The sequence below is a fragment of the Vibrio sp. 10N.261.46.A3 genome, from assembly GCF_041472995.1.
Classification (GTDB): domain Bacteria; phylum Pseudomonadota; class Gammaproteobacteria; order Enterobacterales; family Vibrionaceae; genus Vibrio; species Vibrio coralliirubri.
This window is the reverse complement of record NZ_JBFRRH010000074.1, coordinates 1-14,158: the sequence shown is the minus strand read 5'-3', so window position 1 is coordinate 14,158 and position 14,158 is coordinate 1. Positions and strand designations below refer to the sequence as shown.

The 14,158-nt window shown below is 45.7% G+C and carries 13 protein-coding genes; 6 read left to right on the top strand and 7 right to left on the bottom strand.

Annotation, left to right across the window (positions count from 1 at the left end; translation table 11 throughout):
• Window positions 1–43: 43 nt before the first annotated feature.
• Window positions 44–1,417: an MATE family efflux transporter gene (locus AB4484_RS17785; protein WP_048617525.1), complete on the bottom strand. Its 1,374-nt coding sequence runs from the start codon at window positions 1,415–1,417 to the stop codon at window positions 44–46.
• 98 nt (window positions 1,418–1,515) lie between these two features.
• Between AB4484_RS17785 and AB4484_RS17780 the strand changes: the two genes are divergently transcribed.
• Window positions 1,516–2,946: a DUF2867 domain-containing protein gene (locus AB4484_RS17780; protein ID WP_372079561.1), complete on the top strand. Its 1,431-nt coding sequence runs from the start codon at window positions 1,516–1,518 to the stop codon at window positions 2,944–2,946.
• Between the two features lie 411 nt (window positions 2,947–3,357).
• Here AB4484_RS17780 and AB4484_RS17775 read toward each other — a convergent pair whose 3' ends face one another.
• From AB4484_RS17775 to rsuA, 3 genes are all read right to left on the bottom strand, one after another.
• Window positions 3,358–4,017 (bottom strand): DUF2913 family protein, encoded by a 660-nt coding sequence (locus AB4484_RS17775; protein WP_372079559.1) that lies wholly within the window; start codon window positions 4,015–4,017, stop codon window positions 3,358–3,360.
• Window positions 4,017–5,234 carry a Bcr/CflA family multidrug efflux MFS transporter gene (locus tag AB4484_RS17770; RefSeq protein WP_050645746.1) on the bottom strand — a complete coding sequence of 406 codons (1,218 nt, stop codon included), beginning with the start codon at window positions 5,232–5,234 and terminating at the stop codon, window positions 4,017–4,019. Before AB4484_RS17770 ends, AB4484_RS17775 begins: the two co-directional genes overlap by 1 nt.
• A 199-nt stretch (window positions 5,235–5,433) precedes the next feature.
• A complete protein-coding gene (gene rsuA, locus AB4484_RS17765; RefSeq protein WP_372079557.1) occupies window positions 5,434–6,129 on the bottom strand; it encodes a 16S rRNA pseudouridine(516) synthase RsuA in 696 nt (231 codons plus the stop codon).
• Window positions 6,130–6,226: 97 nt separating this feature from the next.
• On the opposite strand from rsuA, the gene AB4484_RS17760 reads away from it, so the two are divergent.
• The 4 genes from AB4484_RS17760 (at window position 6,227) to AB4484_RS17745 (ending at window position 10,720) form a co-directional block, all read left to right on the top strand.
• On the top strand, window positions 6,227–7,969 hold the full coding sequence (locus AB4484_RS17760) for a DEAD/DEAH box helicase (RefSeq protein WP_372079555.1): 1,743 nt from the start codon (window positions 6,227–6,229) through the stop codon (window positions 7,967–7,969).
• Window positions 7,970–8,149: 180 nt separating this feature from the next.
• Entirely contained in the window at window positions 8,150–8,548 is a 399-nt protein-coding gene (locus tag AB4484_RS17755; protein WP_017066076.1) for a PepSY domain-containing protein, read from the top strand.
• 61 nt (window positions 8,549–8,609) lie between these two features.
• Window positions 8,610–9,269, top strand: a complete 660-nt coding sequence (locus tag AB4484_RS17750; protein WP_017060377.1) for a response regulator transcription factor — start codon at window positions 8,610–8,612, stop codon at window positions 9,267–9,269.
• A gap of 104 nt (window positions 9,270–9,373) precedes the next feature.
• Window positions 9,374–10,720, top strand: a complete 1,347-nt coding sequence (locus AB4484_RS17745; RefSeq protein ID WP_372079553.1) for an ATP-binding protein — start codon at window positions 9,374–9,376, stop codon at window positions 10,718–10,720.
• A gap of 94 nt (window positions 10,721–10,814) precedes the next feature.
• Here AB4484_RS17745 and AB4484_RS17740 read toward each other — a convergent pair whose 3' ends face one another.
• From AB4484_RS17740 to AB4484_RS17730, 3 genes are all read right to left on the bottom strand, one after another.
• Complete coding sequence (locus AB4484_RS17740) at window positions 10,815–11,195, bottom strand: VOC family protein (protein WP_061039226.1); 381 nt, start codon at window positions 11,193–11,195, stop codon at window positions 10,815–10,817.
• A 221-nt stretch (window positions 11,196–11,416) separates the two neighbouring features.
• The gene (locus AB4484_RS17735) at window positions 11,417–12,736 is read right to left on the bottom strand and encodes an LssY C-terminal domain-containing protein (RefSeq protein ID WP_372079551.1); all 1,320 of its coding nucleotides are present in this window, start codon (window positions 12,734–12,736) and stop codon (window positions 11,417–11,419) included.
• Between the two features lie 14 nt (window positions 12,737–12,750).
• Window positions 12,751–13,479 carry a glycosyltransferase gene (locus tag AB4484_RS17730; protein ID WP_017079049.1) on the bottom strand — a complete coding sequence of 243 codons (729 nt, stop codon included), beginning with the start codon at window positions 13,477–13,479 and terminating at the stop codon, window positions 12,751–12,753.
• Between the two features lie 367 nt (window positions 13,480–13,846).
• Here AB4484_RS17730 and rplY point away from each other — a divergent pair, with 367 nt between their 5' ends.
• Window positions 13,847–14,125, top strand: a complete 279-nt coding sequence (gene rplY, locus AB4484_RS17725) for a 50S ribosomal protein L25 (RefSeq protein ID WP_017060373.1) — start codon at window positions 13,847–13,849, stop codon at window positions 14,123–14,125.
• Window positions 14,126–14,158: the final 33 nt, after the last annotated feature.

The window sequence follows — 14,158 nt, the reverse complement described above, 5'->3', positions numbered from 1 at the left end:
ATCACACGCCAACGATAAAGTGATGCGATTGGTGCGCCCTACTTCAACTTCCTATCAAGTTTTTAATCCATTTTCTTGTTTTCATGCGATATAGCGACCCACCCCACTTGAGGACTTCTTCCGTTAGGAAAAGCAGATATACCCACTCAGGTGGAAACTTAAAATAGATAGCCGCGATGGCTGCCAATGGGATACCGATCACCCACTGAGCAATCAAATCTTGGTAGAGGCAGAACTTCACATCACCACCCGCTCTCAACACACCAACGATCACCGTCAATGGTACCGAGCGAATGACAATACCCACACTGAGGATCAGGATGAATTTCTCTGAGAGGGCTCTGGTTTCTTCCGTCAATGCGCTGAAGGCATTGAGTATTGGCGTTTGAACGAAATAGAGAAAAACGGCCACAACGATACTGGTTAAGAAACACAGAATTGTTAAGCCAAGTGCTTGATAGTAAACCGCTTCATTATTTTTCGCGCCAAGCTGGTTACCCACTAGAACCGCTGCCGCGTTCGAAAGGCCAATCAATAAACTCAATGAGATAGACTCAACCGGCGTCATTACTGAAAGCGCAGCCAGACCCTGAACGCCCGATTGCCCCATGATCGCGTGATAAGCAAACAAACCACCCGCCCATGCTAAGAAATTAAACGTGGTCGGCAGAGACAGCTTCAAGAAGCGAACCACCTTATCAATCGAAGCTGCGGCTTTAATATCACAGAACTTAAAAGCCAATAAATGCTTAGAGAAATAGAGATAACCAAACAAAGTCGCGACTTCAATCGCGCCACTCAGTACCGTCGCAATCGCCGCACCTTTGATTCCAAGCGCAGGAAAGCCGAGGTTACCGAAGATCAGCACCCAGTTTAAGAACACGTTAGACAGGATGCCGATACCGCTAAAGAAGGTACTTAGCCCGGGTTTATGCATCGCTCTCAAACCTACAGCCATACTGCTGACACACGATACCGCTAGCATGCTAAATGAGGTAATGACAATGTATTCAACGCCTAGGTTAATGACCTCTTGAGAGTCAGTCGTCACGCCCATGATTTGTGCAGGAAATGAAACGAAAAACGCAATGGTCAGTAAAGCAAACAGTGTCGAAACTAGCCACGTCAGTGCAGTGCTTTCTCTCACACCTTGTCTGTTACCCGCGCCCCAATATTGAGCAGTAAGAAGAGCGCCGCCTGTAGTGACACCCACCAGCATAATGGTCGTCACGAACATCGCTCGGCTCGCAACACCCACAGCCGCTATGTCTGCTTCGCCAAGTTGGCCCAACATCAACACATCCACCAAGCCTCGGCTTGAAAACATAATGCTCTGCAAGGTGATGGGCAGTGCAATCGCAATAAGCCTGCGAACAAAATCACCTCGTGTGTGATGAATAATTGAAGAGAGCAACATAGAGAGAGACCTAAACGGAACGTATTGATGAATAAAGATAAATATCGCGCTATTATATCAATGTTCGGTTTTTAACCACAGATATAAATGGAGTAACAATGAAGAAAGTACTGGTTTTAGGCGCTTCTGGATATGTTGGTTCGCAACTCCTCCCTCTCCTGCTTGAGCAAGGTTATCAAGTCACGGCAGCAGCAAGGCATATCGACTATTTAAAGGCTAGGACCGAGCCTCACGAAAACTTATCACTTGAGTATCTTGACCTGGCCGATCAAGCTGCGACACAAGCCTTAGTCCCTGACTTTGATCTTATCTTCTTTCTCGTCCATGGCATGGCAGAAGGCCACGACTTTATCGATTATGAGCTGAACTTAGCCCGTAACTTTGCTTCTGCTCTTGGCCCAAAGAATCAACACGTCATCTACCTGAGTTCTTTACAGCCTCAGACTGGCGATTCAGAACACCTTCAAGCGAGAAAGAAAACCGGCGAACTGCTTCGTAAAGGATCAGTACCAGTTACCGAACTTCAAGCTGGCGTGATCATTGGACCAGGATCTGCGGCATTCGAGATCATGCGAGATTTCGTATACAACTTGCCTATCATGATTGCGCCAAAGTGGGTTGACTCTAAAGCCAACCCAATTGCCTTGCAGAACCTGAACCATTATTTACTAAAACTCGCACAAGACACGCCAAACGAAAGCCAAACCTTTGAGGTTGGTGGGCCGGATATTGTCTCTTACCGAAACCAGTTTGCTCATATTGCCAAAACTGCCGATCGTCCACTCAGGCTGTGGGCGACATCGCTACTGACACCAAAGATTGCTTCATATTGGTTAGGCGTGGTGACTTCTGTACCGTCCAACATAGGCAGAGCACTGCTTGCAGGCTTAAAGCACGACTTCATCGCCAGTTCGACCACCATCAGAGAAAAGTACCCTCAGAAGCTTATCTCGTTCGAAAATATGGTTGAACAAGCCATTCACGCTGAAGGAAACTTTGTCAAAAGCAATGTGTGGGGCTTTGATAAAACCGCTTTCAAGCGCTGGCAAGCGGGATACGGCTATTACCCGAAGAAAACAGGCGCAAGTATCACTTCAAGCGCTTCACTGGAATCGCTCTGGCACGTGGCTCAACAAATCGGAAGCCCGAAGCAAGGTTACTTCTTCGCTAACGCTTTATGGCGCACACGCGAATGGTTGGATGTTCTTTTCGGTGGCGGCGTACCGGTTCGTCAAATGCCAGAAGGACCCAATCTAAAAGTCGGTGATAAGGTCGACTCTTGGAAGGTTATTCGTTGTGAAGAAAACCAGTTTTTATCTCTACTATTTGGAATGAAAGGCCCCGGTTTAGGGCGACTCGAGATTACCGTCTCTGACCACGGTGATTCTCGCGAGCTAAACATCTCGGCTTGGTGGCATCCAAAGGGCTTTCTAGGATTACTGTATTGGTTTGCGATGATGCCTGCCCACCTGTTTATTTTTAAAGGCATGGTGAAGGCGATTGAGAAGCAAGCTAAAGAACAGGATTAAAAGCAGATACGGGATTCGAGTAACGAGATGCGAAAAGATTAAAAGCAGATGCGGGATTCGAGTGTCGAGATGAGAAAAGATTAAAAGCGGATATGGGATTAGAGTAACGTGATGCGAAAAGGTTAAAAGCGGATACGGCATTAGAGTAACGGGATGCGAAAAGGTTAAAAGCGGATACGGCATTAGAGTAACGGGATGCGAAAAACTAAAAGCAGATGCGGGATTCGAGTAACGAGATGCGAAAAGAATAAAAGCAGATGCGAGATTCGAGTGACGGGATGCGAAGCGATTAAAAGCAGAGGCAGGATTTGGGTAACGAGATGAGAAAAGACTTAACAGCAAATTAGCGACACGCGCTATGAGAAGCAAAAAAGAGCGGATAATTCCGCTCTTCGTATCCCGAATCTGCTACTAGCCGATAACGCTAATTGGGATCTCGGCCAGTTGGTTGCCTTGGTTAGCAGGGTAAACGATGTATTCACCGTGATACTTCACCGCAGACTTATAGTCCGTTACTTTGTGAAGCATGAAACCCGCTTCCATCGCCGCTTGGATGAACTCGGCGTGGTTACCACGAACAAACCAGTTCATCGGCTTCACCATCAACTCACCGTCGAAAGAGTCGTCACACTGTTTGCCACACAAAGCAAAAGAGTGCTCGCCATTGGTGAAGAATTGAATCTTACCGCCAGTCGTTAGCTCATCTTCACTCGATACGCTCCAACCCATCTCGTACATTTTGTCCATGAACGCTTCAACATCACTGTCTTTTAGTGCTTTAGGCTCTTCGCCTTCAGGGAAAAAACGTCCGTAAAACGCAGAAATACGTTTAAAGGTAAAAGTTAAATCAGAGTTGTTGCCTTTTGAGCGACCCTGTTTCTGCCAGCGCACTAAGTCAGGCACAATCACGCGATCATAAGCTTGAGATTTAATCGCTTTTGTTACCCAACGAACAAGATAAAGGTTGTTCGCGATAGGTGCGTCGATCGCTTTGCCAGACTTATGCAGAGCATACAGCTCACCCAGCGCATCGTTCACTAACTTCTGAATTTCAATATAGTATTTTGACATTATGCCTTCTTTCCTAATGTCCAATATAGTAATGCTGACAGTATTGCACATGCTGCCATCATCATAGCCATTGGCCCTGCAGTGTCACTTGGTAGCATGGCAACAATTGCCCCCACCACAGAACCAGTACCAAATCTTAACGTGCCCGCAAGCGAAGAAGCTGTGCCGGCCATATTCGGGTATCCGCTTAAAAGCAGTGCCATTGAGTTACTACCAATGGTAGACAGTGTGCCGATAAACAGCATCACGAATGGCACAATACCCCACAAACCGATATCTAACATCCAACCAACTAACAGGCCTAAGCCCGCAAACAGTTGAATGGTTAAGCCGACTCTAAGCATAGCGTGAGAGCCCACTTTCTTGACGATTCGACCGTTGATGCTCGTCATCAAGATCATAGCAACAATATTCAAGCCGAACAGGTAGCCAAACAGATCAGGGCGAACCCCATAGATATCGATGTAAACGAAAGAACCCGCCGTTAAGAACGCAAACATCCCTGAGAATGAGAATGCGCCAGAGAAAATAAGGCCCATCGCTGTTGGGTTCTTACACAATCGAGCATAGTTACGAATCGTTGTTTTAAAGCGCAATGGTTGTCGGTTTTCTGCAGGAAGCGTTTCTGGGATCTTCATCGATACCGCTAGAATCACGATCACCGCAAAAATAGCCAGTACCCAGAAAATTGAGCGCCAGCCGAACCACAACGCTAAGTAACCGCCAATCATCGGAGCAACCAATGGCGCAACTGTCATCACCAAAGTAACGAAAGACATAGTTCTTGCGAAATCTTCACGATCGAACATGTCTCTTACCACCGCTTGGATGATAACGGCCGCCGCAGCACCAGCAAAACCTTGAGCGGTACGGATGTAAGTCAGCGCTTCAATACCGTGTGTTGTCGCACTCACCATCGAAGCGATAGCAAACAAGAACACACCAATAAGCAATACAGGCTTGCGACCATAGCTATCCGCCAACGGGCCATGCAGCAACTGCCCCAACGCGAAACCTGCGGTATAAGCTGTTAGCGTGATTTGTACCTCACCCGCCGTCACACCAAGATCTTTAGCAATGGTCGGCATCGCTGGCAGATACATATCAATGGCTAGCGGAGTAAGTGCACCAATCGCACCTAGAATCAAAAACAGCACTAAGCCTAATTGAGGTGTTTCTGGTTGGGAGCTTGGGCTCTGTGAGGTCGATGTTTGCATGGTTCTCCGAATGTTCAACTGATAGAGCTAGGGACTAGCGTGAGTACGCGAGTCAAAGATTGGCTGAGACTTTCCTAGTACCAGTCAACATCATCAGCCGACGCTATCCATGGTCGGCTTTACAACGAAAGGGCTATTTCCAGCAAAAGTTACCTCTTGTTAAGAACAATTTCTTATTAAGAGCACTTCTAGCTAAGGACTACTTCCAGATTGAATCGACTTCTTCTTGCGTTAGGTAACGGTATTCACCTAACTCTAAAGATTCGTCCATCTCAATTTCGCCAATACGTTCACGGTGTAGTGCTTCTACCTTGTTACCAAGAGCAGCAAACATACGTTTAACTTGGTGGTATTTGCCTTCGTGAATCGTTAGCAGCACTTCGCGCTCTGCACGAACTTCTAGGTGTGCAGGAAGTGTTAGGCCATCTTCGCTCTTAAGCTGTATGCCCTCTTTGAATTTTTCAACGTAATCGTCTTCAACAGGTTCAACCAACCACACACGGTACGTCTTCTCGCACTTGTGCTTTGGCGAAGTGATACGGTGAGACCACTTACCATCGTCGGTAATCAACACAAGACCTGTTGTATCAATATCTAGACGGCCAGCAAAGTGCAGCTTGTCCATTTTGATTTCATCAAGTAATTCAAACGCGATACGATTTGCGCCATCTTCATGCGAACAAACAAAGCCTTCTGGCTTATAAAGCATGATGTAACGTGGGCCGTGAACATTCAGTTCATTGCCTTGCCATTTCACAACGCACTCTTCAGTTACCTTGAGTGAACCGCTTTTTTGAATGACATCATTTACTGTCACTGCCTTGGATTTTAATAAGTGTGTTGCTTCTCTTCGAGTGACGCCTAATGCATCGCACAGAAATTTATCTAAACGCATGAATACCTCAACTAATCTAAGTCGGGTATTATAGTCACCTTTGCTCAATTAGTTGAGCTATTTCACACTATTTGTTTTCCTTCTTACAAGACGCGATATGTATACACTCCGCCCGTACCAAGCTGATTCTGTAAAATCAGTGATTCATTACTTCAGAAAACACCAAACTCCGGCTGTTCTCGTGCTTCCGACGGGGGCAGGAAAAAGCCTTGTGATTGCAGAGCTGGCAAGGCTTGCGAAAGGTCGAGTGTTGGTACTTGCTCACGTAAAAGAGTTGGTTGAACAGAACCATGAAAAGTATGAAGGTTACGGGCTGAAAGGCTCGATTTTCTCTGCGGGTTTAGGACGCAAAGAGACCGACCAACAAGTCGTGTTTGCTTCGGTGCAATCTGTGGTGCGAAATCTCGATTCATTCTCTAACCAATTTTCGCTGTTGGTTATCGACGAATGCCACCGTGTTCCCGATGAAAAGACCAGTAGTTATCAGAAAGTCATCACTCACTTACGCGAGAATAATTCGGGCATCAAGGTGCTTGGATTAACAGCGACCCCATATCGTCTTGGGATGGGTTGGATTTATCAATACCACACTCGCGGTCAAGTACGTTCAGATGAGCCACGCTTCTTCCGCGACTGTATTTTTGAGCTGCCGATTCGTTATCTGCTCGACGAAGGCTTCCTAACTCCTGCACGTATGATCGATGCACCCGTGTTGAGCTACGACTTCTCCCAGTTAAAACCAGCGAGCACTGGTCGTTACAAAGAAGCAGAACTCGACATGGTTATTGAGCAATCGAAACGCGCGACTCCGCAGATTGTCGACCAGATTATTCATCTAGCCCAAGACAAGCTAGGCATCATGGTATTCGCTGCGACCGTCAGACACGCGCAAGAGATCCTCGGCCTATTGCCAGCAGGTGAAGCTTCAATTGTGATTGGCGATACGCCGACGATCGAGCGTGACCAAATAATCAGCGACTTCAAAGAACGCAAAATCAAATTCTTAGTTAACGTATCAGTATTGACCACAGGCTTTGATGCGCCGCATGTCGATTTAATCGCGATTTTGCGCCCGACAGAGTCCATCAGTTTGTATCAACAAATCGTTGGCCGTGGCTTACGCCTATCCCCAGGTAAGAAAGAGTGTTTAGTGCTCGACTATGCGGGCAACAGTTACGACCTTTACCAACCAGAGGTCGGCGACCCTAAACCCGATTCAGACAGTGAAATCATCACCATCCCCTGCCCGGCGTGCGGCTTCAATAATAACTTTTGGGGCAAACTAGACAGCAATGGCTTCTTACTTGAGCACTTTGGTCGTAAATGCCAAGGCTACTTTACCGATGAAGACACGGGCGAACGCGAACACTGTAATTATCGCTTCCGAGCGAAATATTGCGGTGAATGTGGTGCGGACAACGACATTGCCGCGCGCATTTGTCATGAATGCGATGCAACCTTAGTCGACCCAGACAAAAAGCTGAAAGAAGCGCTGAACCTAAAAGATGCCTTGGTATTTGAATGTTTAGAAATGGACCTCAACGTGCTTAAGGACGAGAAAGGTAAATCACAACTTAAGGTCACCTATCGCGGGGAAAACCAAGCGCAAGTGCATGAGTTTTGGTCATTAACCACCAAAAAGCAGAAGCAAAACTTCAAAGACCAGTTTGTTCGCCCTCACCTTGCAGACAGACACCGCCCTTTTGAAGAAGCGTCACCAACGAAAGTGGTTGCTCACCAACACAGATTCCGCCCACCTCAATTCGTCATTGCACGTAAAGTCGGTCGCTTTTGGAAAATGAGAGACAAGATATTCGAAGACGAACTACAGCAGCGTTAAGGTTAAGAATTAAGGTAAGTCTTACGTTCTTAACACTCGGCAGTTAGTGTTATGTATTAAAGCCTACGCCAGTTAAGCGTTAAGTTTTTCGGTATCAAATTATCATTATTAATCAGGTTCACTTTCTGTTCAGAATTACTTTTTTATACTGAACGCTATCAACCTTCTCTAGGATTCGCTATGTTTAGTAAAGCTATGATTTCTTTGTTTTCTATAAGCTTAGGCTTATTTGTTTCTGCTGGTGCATGGGCTGACTCACATCATAATGGTCATGAATTAGTGCAGGACGTTCACAAAGCAGGAACCAGCATCGAATTTGAAGAAGATCAAGACGAAGTCTATGAAGCCGTACGAGAAGGCTACATTCGCCCTTTCTCAGAAATGTATGCCGCGGTTGAAAACGATCTTCATGGCAGAATCATTAAAGTCGAACTAGAAGAAGATGACGACATTTGGGTGTATGAACTAAAAATCAATTACCAAAACAACATCATCAAAGTCGAATACAACGCTGAGACGTTAGAAATGCTTATGATCAAAGGCCGCAACTTTAAAGACGCAATTAAACACGGCGACTAGTTACGTACGACGAAGAGCTAAGCACGACGAACAGTCATTACAAGAATTAAGAAGAACAATTATGAAAATTTTAGTCGTTGAAGATGAGCCTCGTTTGGGCCAACAAATTATTGAAACACTTGAGGGAGCCGACTGGGTTCCAGAGCTTTCTCAAGATGGGATCGACGCACTCTACCGTGCAACGTCAGAAGAATGGGACGCGATTGTCCTCGATTTAGGTCTACCTAAGCTTGACGGCCTAACCGTATTAAAAGGCATTCGAGACGAAAACATCAACACACCAGTGATTATCTTAAGTGCTCGTGACACGCTAACTCAACGTGTTGAGGGCTTGAACGCAGGTGCTGATGACTACCTAACTAAGCCATTTGAGATGGTCGAGCTCATTGCCCGTATCCGTGCTCAACTGCGCCGAGCGTCAGGCAGTGCTGCTCCGATACTTCAAATCGGCGATCTAAGCCTAGACACACGCAGTTCTAAAGTATTGTGGCAAGGCCAAGCGGTTAGCCTAACTGCACTCGAATATAAAGTTGTTGCGTACTTCATGCATAACCAAAACAAGGTTATCTCACGCACAGAGCTGGTTGAACACATCTATAAACAAGACTTCGATCGCGACTCAAACACGGTTGAGGTGTTCATTGGTCGTATTCGCAAAAAAATCGCACCAAAGATCATCAAAACCGTTCGTGGCCTTGGCTACCAACTGAATGCTGAATAGCTCAGTCGTCAGTCACGCCAAGAGCAACCATCAATTAAGTGGATAGCCTGTTCTGATCATCGCAATACGTTAAGTCACGATGAGCAAAGGCAGGCTGGAAATGCATGAATCTAAAGAAACGAACACTTAAAAACATCAGTCTAAAAAGCCGCTTGCTCCTTGCTGCGGCTTTTTGGCTAGGTGCGATGATATTAGCGGCAGGTGTCGGGATTCCGAAGCTGGTTAACGACTACCTCGTCGATGACATGAAGCAGCAGCTTGGCTTAACCATGGATGAGTTAACTGCCAATATCGAAACCAATGACAGTGGTAACCTGATCATGGCAGAGCGTCTGTCTGATCCTAGGTTCAACCAGCCCTACAGTGGTATTTATTGGCGCGCCGCTACCCAAGAGCAGATCATTCGATCGCGCTCGCTATGGGATAAAGACCTCACCATCAAGCGTTCGCCGATTCACACATCAGTCAAAGGGCCTGAGAAAGAAAAGCTGATTTACATAGAGCAAGATATCTACCTGCCAGAACTGAGCGACCCTGTCACGATCACCATTGGTATTGATGAAGATCCGCTAGAATCGACACTAACCGAACTGACTGGTCAAGTCTGGTTGATCCTAATGCTGCTGTTTGTTGGCGTGTTGATGTTGATCGGTATTCAAGTCAGTTGGTCGCTATTACCGCTTAGCAAGATGCAACGCGAACTGGTGATGCTAAGAAACGGCGAGCAACAAGGCTTAAGCGATAACTACCCAAAAGAAGTTTCTCCATTAGTCTCTGACCTCAATGCCCTGCTCTTTCATTATCAAGAGCTATTAGAGCGAGCTCGTAACCACGCGGGCAACTTATCTCACGCGTTGAAAACACCACTTTCAGTTCTGAAAAATGAGATAGAGCGACTTCCAGAGGAAGACAAAGCACTGCTGCAACAGCCCATTCATCAGATTCAAAGCCAAATCGATTATCACCTTGGCCGCGCGCGCATGGCGGGCGCAATGAACATTCTTTCGGTGAAGTCTTCACCTTGTGAGCGTGTCGAAGCGATCTCAATGGCGTTTGATAAAGTTTATGCCGCCAATGAAGTCACCATGATTAACGAGCTAGACTCTGAGATTGAAGTGGCGGTAGAAAAAACCGATCTTGATGAAATGGTCGGTAACCTACTCGAGAACAGTTACAAGTGGGCGGGCAGCATTATTCGTGTCCATGCAAATGAACTCGACGATGGCAACATTGAGTTGGTGATTGAAGATGATGGCCAAGGCATTCCTGAAGAGAAGCTTGAGCAAGTGACCAAACGTGGCGTTCGACTTGATGAAACCACTCCAGGAACAGGCTTAGGGCTTAATATCGTAAATGAAATGGCACACAGTTACCGAGGCAGCCTAACGCTCAGCAAGAGCTCAATGGGCGGCTTAAAAGCTTCTCTGGTGCTTAAAATAAGTAAAGGCTGAACAAGCTAAGTAAAAGTGAAACTAATAAGCCCTAACGTAATGCTAGGGCTGAGTTTTATCTCGGTTCAACGAAACACTGCTCACTTCAACATAATTAGCCCATCGAATGTAGCCCAATCATATTGCCTTCTGTATCGCTAACTACGCTAATAAAACCATGCTCACCAATATCCATTTTTGGCACTTGTAACCTGCCGCCATTGGCCGCAGCCAAACTTGCTTCTGTCGCACAGTCTTCGCAAGAGAAGTAAACCATGGTGCTGTTTCCTCCCGCTTTTACATCGGACATCTTACATAAAGCACCTGTGGCACCATAACTCTCCATCTCGCAAGGGAATACCCACATCTCAACATCGATTCCCGTTTCATTGTTCAACTTTTCCAGCGTCACTTTAAATACTGACTCGTAGAAAGCTTTTGCTCTCGACATATCATCAACATAAATTTCAAACCAACCAATCGGATTCATTTGCATAACGTTGTCCTTAGCTTTCGCCGCTTACTCGCCCTTAATGAGCATAGTCAAAGTAGAACAAGTTATAGCCGAGGCATTGCGTGAGAGAAGGTGGTGTTTGGATAAACATGGCAAGCAGACATTGAAAAGCCTTGTTTGATTGAGGATTCAAACAAGGCTTGAGTTTGTTGATATCTAAGAAAAACCAGAGCACTACGAAGAAAGGTTTCGTTGATTCGACCTTATATATCACTCTGAATATCGTTCACCGCGACATCTAAAGTTTGTGAATTATCACTAAGGGTCGTTGCTCCAATCATTAATACCCGGCCATCAGTATAATAGTCATGATCGTCATTGATCACTTCCACCGTTGCTAATGGGTGCTTAACTAACTCGATGTCTGGTAGTGACGTTCGTATCTGATTAGCGAGCCTATCTCGCTCTTCATCAACGTTAGGGTCAATGTTATGAAGTACGGTCACAATGCCTGAATAAGGGGTGACCTTAAGGCCATCATCATAGCTAATTGCACCTAACCACTGAGGCTGGTTAGTTTTAATATCAACACCTGCGCGCCACCAGCGAATATGGCTGCGCTTCATCAAATTACCCGGCAATTGAAACGCCATATCTTGTGGCTTGTCTCTCCAATACAAATCAGACACTGGCGGCGTTTTGTCTCTAAGCAATGCAAGATAACCAGCCCATTCAATCTCATTTCGAGAGAAGGTTTGATTCTCTATCCAGCCTAATTGCTTCATTAAATCTCTTGGGGTTGCTCCAACATAAATCACGTTGATCGCTTGCGCTGAGTAGAATGACGATTTCCCTGGGAATGCTTTATAGGTAACCGAGTTCCAGTCTACTTTGTTTATTTGAGCCGTCTCTTGCTGAGTTTGAAAATCATCCGCTTTCCAAAAAAAGTGGGCGTAGTTCGCAAACAATACCCACGCTAACAACAGCGCACTCGACTTAAGTACCAAGCGTCTCCAGTTCATTCGATAACCGATAATGGTGAAAACCAATACCACGAATACCCCGACGATCAAACTATTATGCTCAGAGATAAATATCTTAAGGCGATTAAGCCACGGAAAGTTTTCAACGCCGTGCGCCAATAACATACCCCAAGCAATGAACTGCCCTCCACCAAGAGCCAAACCGATAAGCGCCAACACACTGAAATTGTGCCACGGTACACGATGCGAACCCGCTATAAATGGCACTACCCAAGCGATAGGCCCTAATAAGCGAGCAAAAAGAATGATGTATGTACCTTTACGAGCAACCAAATAGCGGCAGCGCGCAATTAGTCTCTTGGTTTTAGGGCGAAACTTAATAAGCCTTCGTTGCGCCTTAGCACCGTATCTATAACCAATGAAATAACTGAGTTGGTCGCCAAGCAAACCACCTAGCATTACCAAAACCAACGCCATCCATGCACCTGAATACAGTTGAAAGCCCGCTGCGATAAAAAAGGGCTCTCCCGGTACAAATAGGTTTGGGCCAATGAGAGCATCACCCAATGCTCCCAGAAATAGCCCTAGTCCATCAAACATAACAACCTCAATGCTTACTGTTCTTTGTAGTGACCAAACTTGTAGTTCATCTCGTTGTTACGCATTTCGCCTTTAAAGAAGCGTCTTACATTGGCTTTAAGATAAGTAGAGCCTGTCTTCACAACGCCGTCTTGGTCTAAACGACGTGGGTCAAAACCAAAAGTCATATTTAGGAATCTAAATCGCCATGTTTTGCTCGCACGTTTTACGTAGTCACAGTCTTCACACAGGACGATCTCTTCATCAAAACCGCCGATCTCATCATGCGCCCGTTTAGTCGAGAAAATACATGCGCCAATCGCCGTCGGGAAAAAGAACTGAGTAGTAAACAAGCCTGCGTTAAATAGCCCGTAACCAAACTTGTGTACAAGCGGCAAACCTTTCGAGCTCATGTACACACCCGCCACTTCAAGCTTCTTCTCTTCTAGTTCATAAAGCGCTTTCGCAAGGAAGTTTCGAGGCAAGCTCACATCGGCATCTAGGAAAAGGATCCGGTTGTATTGCGCTAATGACGCACCTGTATTTCGGCCAAGGCTCACACCACGGTTTTCCATATGATGAACAGTTAATTTTGGCAGCGCGTTTTCATAAGCTTGCGCCACTTCTCTTGTGTTATCTTCACTGTTCGAGTCGACAACAATCACTTCAAACTCTTGGTGGGTTTGCACGCTCAACTCTTCCATTAAGCGGCTAATGCGTTTCTCTTCGTTTAGCGTAATTACGACAATGCTTACCGGTTCCATATTTTCACCTATTCATTCTGCTGTTTAATTAACACTAAGATTAACGAACTAAGCCTTAACCAAGTCTTAGGCAAACATTCATTTTCCGTTCATTAACTTGATGATTTAGCGGTGATATAAATAGATAAGAATGGCGATGTAAAAGGGTTTAAAATGCGCTAAACAAGCGTTAGCGAACGTTTTATCTCCAAACGAACCCATTATCGAAGGAAATTCACTTTGAGATGGGCTTCTGACTTGCTCATATTGGAATGTGATGTTAGTATCCGCGCTCGCTTAAGCATGAACTTTTATGTTTAAGCATTACCACACACTCAAGGTCGCATTGAGGTGTGAAGTTAATTTTTACTAATTTGAGAGTAAAACTATGAAATTTGAAGCAGTAGTACGTACTGAACTAGGTAAAGGTGCGAGCCGCCGCCTACGTCACGCTGGTAAATTCCCAGCTGTAATCTACGGTGGCGAAGCTGAAGCTGTAGCTATCGAACTTGTTCACGCTGACGTGATCAACCAAATGGATAAGCCTGAATTCTACGAAGCAATCACTCTATTGATTGACGGCGCAGAAGTTAAGGTTAAGCCACAAGACGTTCAACGTCACGCGTTCAAGCCAAAAGTTGAGCACATGGACTTCATCCGTATCTAATTCCCTACCAAGGAATAAGATTGGATTAATCCA

What these genes read in the sequence shown, in the direction of transcription:
- AB4484_RS17785 (WP_048617525.1), bottom strand. Translation starts at nt 1,417, where the DNA reads ATGTTGCTCTCTTCAATTATTCATCACACACGAGGTGATTTTGTTCGC.
- AB4484_RS17780 (WP_372079561.1), top strand. Translation starts at nt 1,516, where the DNA reads ATGAAGAAAGTACTGGTTTTAGGCGCTTCTGGATATGTTGGTTCGCAA.
- AB4484_RS17775 (WP_372079559.1), bottom strand. Translation starts at nt 4,017, where the DNA reads ATGTCAAAATACTATATTGAAATTCAGAAGTTAGTGAACGATGCGCTG.
- AB4484_RS17770 (WP_050645746.1), bottom strand. Translation starts at nt 5,234, where the DNA reads ATGCAAACATCGACCTCACAGAGCCCAAGCTCCCAACCAGAAACACCT.
- rsuA (WP_372079557.1), bottom strand. Translation starts at nt 6,129, where the DNA reads ATGCGTTTAGATAAATTTCTGTGCGATGCATTAGGCGTCACTCGAAGA.
- AB4484_RS17760 (WP_372079555.1), top strand. Translation starts at nt 6,227, where the DNA reads ATGTATACACTCCGCCCGTACCAAGCTGATTCTGTAAAATCAGTGATT.
- AB4484_RS17755 (WP_017066076.1), top strand. Translation starts at nt 8,150, where the DNA reads ATGTTTAGTAAAGCTATGATTTCTTTGTTTTCTATAAGCTTAGGCTTA.
- AB4484_RS17750 (WP_017060377.1), top strand. Translation starts at nt 8,610, where the DNA reads ATGAAAATTTTAGTCGTTGAAGATGAGCCTCGTTTGGGCCAACAAATT.
- AB4484_RS17745 (WP_372079553.1), top strand. Translation starts at nt 9,374, where the DNA reads ATGAATCTAAAGAAACGAACACTTAAAAACATCAGTCTAAAAAGCCGC.
- AB4484_RS17740 (WP_061039226.1), bottom strand. Translation starts at nt 11,195, where the DNA reads ATGCAAATGAATCCGATTGGTTGGTTTGAAATTTATGTTGATGATATG.
- AB4484_RS17735 (WP_372079551.1), bottom strand. Translation starts at nt 12,736, where the DNA reads ATGTTTGATGGACTAGGGCTATTTCTGGGAGCATTGGGTGATGCTCTC.
- AB4484_RS17730 (WP_017079049.1), bottom strand. Translation starts at nt 13,479, where the DNA reads ATGGAACCGGTAAGCATTGTCGTAATTACGCTAAACGAAGAGAAACGC.
- rplY (WP_017060373.1), top strand. Translation starts at nt 13,847, where the DNA reads ATGAAATTTGAAGCAGTAGTACGTACTGAACTAGGTAAAGGTGCGAGC.